Here is a 3374-nt window from a genome sequence, read left to right as displayed (position 1 = left end):
AACCAAGAATAGTAGTAGATTCTGTAAATAAATTCATCAATAAGAACTCACAAGTGCGAGTCATTCGCGTTAAGAACCAATGTGTTGTTCATAATTTGAATCAAGCTCATACCTGAGTATCAATCAGAGTCTTGTTTTAATACTCGATCCGCATGACGCAGTTTTAGCTTGGCTTCGAAGACAGGTTTTTCTATGTGTTCCTGTTTTTTTACTAACCCCATTAACGTTTGCACTGCTGCTCGCGCCATATCACTAATAGGGAAATGCAACGCAGATACCGTCGGGTACAAACTTTCACATAGGTCTACACTGTCAAAACTGGTTAAAGAGATTTGCTCCGGCACCGAAATTTTATGCTCATGAAGATATTGCATCGCCCCAACCGTCATTTCTTCGCTGCATGAAAATACAGCAGTTACCTCTGGGTGACGTTTCAAAATGGAAGCCATCGCATCATAACCGCTTTGTCTGCCGTAATTCCCTTCTTCACACCAACTTTCATCAATGTCGATGCCTGCTGTTTTCATTGCATCAACATAGCCAAGCTTTCTGAGCAAACTATTGTGACGTAGGGATGGCCCGGTAATACAGGCAATGTTTTTATGACCACCAGCGATTAAGTGCTCAACAGCGATACGACTTGCATGGTGGTGATTAAACGTAATGCAGCGCTCTTCAATCCCTTCAACATAACGATCGAGAAGCACAAAAGGCGTAGGAAGTTTTGCTAACTCACGTAGATCATCATCGGATAAATAGCGACTATGCAGAACATAGCCATCGCAACGAAGATCGTTGAAACGCTGAATCGCTTCTTTCTCTCCTTCAGCAGAATGATGACCTTGCGCAGTGATGAGAAACTTCTTATGAATGTCCAATTCCGTTTGCACTTGCTCCATCATTTCACCGAAAAATCCACCTGTGTAATAAGTCACCAACAAACCGACCATATTACTTGACGATGTTGCAAGAGAACGGGCGATCGCACTTGGACGGTAATTCAATTGCGCCATGGCTTGTTCTACTTTTTTTCTAGTTTCTTCACGAAACTTTCCTTCCCCATTAATGATGCGAGAAACGGTAGAACGATTTACACCGGCGAGTTCGGCTACATCTTTAATCCTTGCCATAATGCTAATGAATCCAACTGCTAATAAATAATGAATGTTTTTATTCGAAAAATGGCTGCCAGCAATTCGTAAGGTGACTATAGGGGTCGAATCTGGCAGCCTTAATCATACACCTACAACTTGGCTGGTAGAAACGAGTGCGGAGTAATCCGTGACGGCTATACCATGCTGCGCCAATTGCTCTTTTAGAATGGGAGATGTGAGCACTTGTAGCTCTAGCTCTCTTTGCAGTGCATAGCCACTTTTCATAATAAGGGGCTGGTCGGCATAAGCAGGATGACACATCACCTCTACCACATCGTAATTCTCTTTTAAGCTCAGAAGGTGTTGCATTAATCCGTCCAAACTTACCTTTTGATCGTAAAACTCATCGGAAAAGAAATAGCTTGTCGTCATTGGTTGATGACAGATACCACTCCCGCGAAGTGGCACGCGGTGCTCTTTCGCGAGTTTCTGAACAATAGGAAGAATCTGAGGATGCGTATGAGCATGATGATGACTATCAAGGTGACTGAGCGTTAGTCCAAGTGACAAGAAGTGATCAATTTGAGCTTTAGCTTCTTCGTAAACCGCTTGAGCGTCAAAATCTTGCTTGTTCCACAATTCACTGTATTTGACGAAATGCGTTCTACCATTGGTTAAGTTTGGGTGCTCCGTGAGAGGAGCACCTGCTGTAAACCGTAGATGTACGCCAATTTTTAAGTCTGGATTTTGATGAGCTAACTCGATTGCATTCTGCTCGGCATCCATCCCTACCATCATAGTAGTCGATTTCACGACACCATCTTGATGGGACTTTACAATGCCGTTATTAACACCTTGAGTCAGACCAAAATCGTCCGCATTAAAAATGACTTTCATTGACGCTCTTCCTTAGTATTACAACGCTGTAAGTTTAAATTGAGGCAAATAAGGCGCATTAACCGCTAACAGCTCATCCAATATCGCTTTCGCTCGACCAATGTCTGGCACCAAAGGATTATTCGTTAATGCCATCAATGCTTTGTCGTAGTTACCTTCAACAGCGGCTTCTATCGTCAACTGCTCATAAGCTTTCACTTGATGCAGTAGTCCTTTGATGTTGTTTGATAGCTCACCAACAGCAAGTGGTTTTGCTCCCCAACTACCAATCACTGCACTGCATTCAATCACGGCGTCATCCGGTAGACCATTGATCGCGCCATTGTTTAAGACGTTTACGACATGAATGCTGTTACGGTTGTTATAAATAGAGTCGACGAGATTGAGTGACGCATCTGAGTAATACGCTCCCCCTCGCTCTTCCAACTCTTTCGGTTTGTGGTCTAAGTTCGGATCTTGATAGAGCTTAAACAATGCGTTTTCGGTTTCCATGACTTGCTCTGCGCGAGTCCCTTTTTCACCTGCGCTCTGCTTTTCTTCTGCCAACATAGCGTCTGTTTGGTAAAAATAGCGATGATAAGGACAAGGAATCGCACCGAGCGCTTTTAGAAATGCCGGATCCCACGGTTCTTCCCAAATGTTCTTCATACTGAAGTTAGCGCCATCTCCGACTTTCTCTAAGACGGTTTGAGTGATGTCTTCGCCTTTCAGCCACGCTTTGTGTACCCAGACCAGATGATTTAGACCTGCAAACTCCAACTGTAGCTCTTTAGGCTCGCAATCCATCATCTCTGCAATCATCATTTCCATTGAGACGGGTACATTACATAAGCCGATACTTTTGACTTTAGTATGCTTACTCACCGCTTCTGAGACGAGACCAGCAGGGTTCGTAAAGTTGAGCATCCAAGCGTTTGGCGCCAACTCTTCAATGTCTTTACAGATATCAAGAATGACAGGAATGGTTCTCAGTGCTTTAGCAAATCCGCCAGGGCCAGTGGTTTCTTGTCCGATCACATCGTATTTAATAGGAATTCTTTCATCGTTTGCTCGAGCAGCAAGCCCGCCAACACGGAATTGAGTCATGACAAAGTCAGCGCCTTTGATCGCAGCACGGCGGTCAAAATCCGCTTTAATTTCAATATCGGCGCCCGCTTTATCGACCATCCGCTGAGCCAAGCCTCTGATGATTTCTAGCTTTTCCGCGCCGGATTCTATGTCCACAAAGTGAATCTGTTTAACTGGCAAGTAATCCAAGCGTTTGATTACCCCTTCAACCAATTCCGGGGTATAGCTACTACCACCGCCAATAATGGCAAGTTTGATCGCCTCTCTAGACATAATGATTTCCTTACTTGTTCGCGAGCTGCTTGCTCAAAGCGA

3 protein-coding genes are annotated in these 3374 nt (G+C 44.2%); all 3 read right to left on the bottom strand.

Translation table 11 applies throughout. The features are described 5' to 3' along the window. Positions 1-119: 119 nt before the first annotated feature. A complete protein-coding gene (locus tag R8N28_RS23565) occupies positions 120-1130 on the bottom strand; it encodes a LacI family DNA-binding transcriptional regulator (protein WP_318183475.1) in 1011 nt (336 codons plus the stop codon). Positions 1131-1235: 105 nt separating this feature from the next. Further along, entirely contained in the window at positions 1236-1991 is a 756-nt protein-coding gene (gene chbG, locus R8N28_RS23560; protein ID WP_023624206.1) for a chitin disaccharide deacetylase, read from the bottom strand. 18 nt (positions 1992-2009) lie between these two features. Continuing rightward, entirely contained in the window at positions 2010-3332 is a 1323-nt protein-coding gene (locus tag R8N28_RS23555; RefSeq protein ID WP_025442266.1) for a 6-phospho-beta-glucosidase, read from the bottom strand. Positions 3333-3374: the final 42 nt, after the last annotated feature.

It is taken from the genome of Vibrio sp. Vb1554, from assembly GCF_033344235.1.
This window is presented reverse-complemented; position numbering and strand designations above follow the sequence as displayed.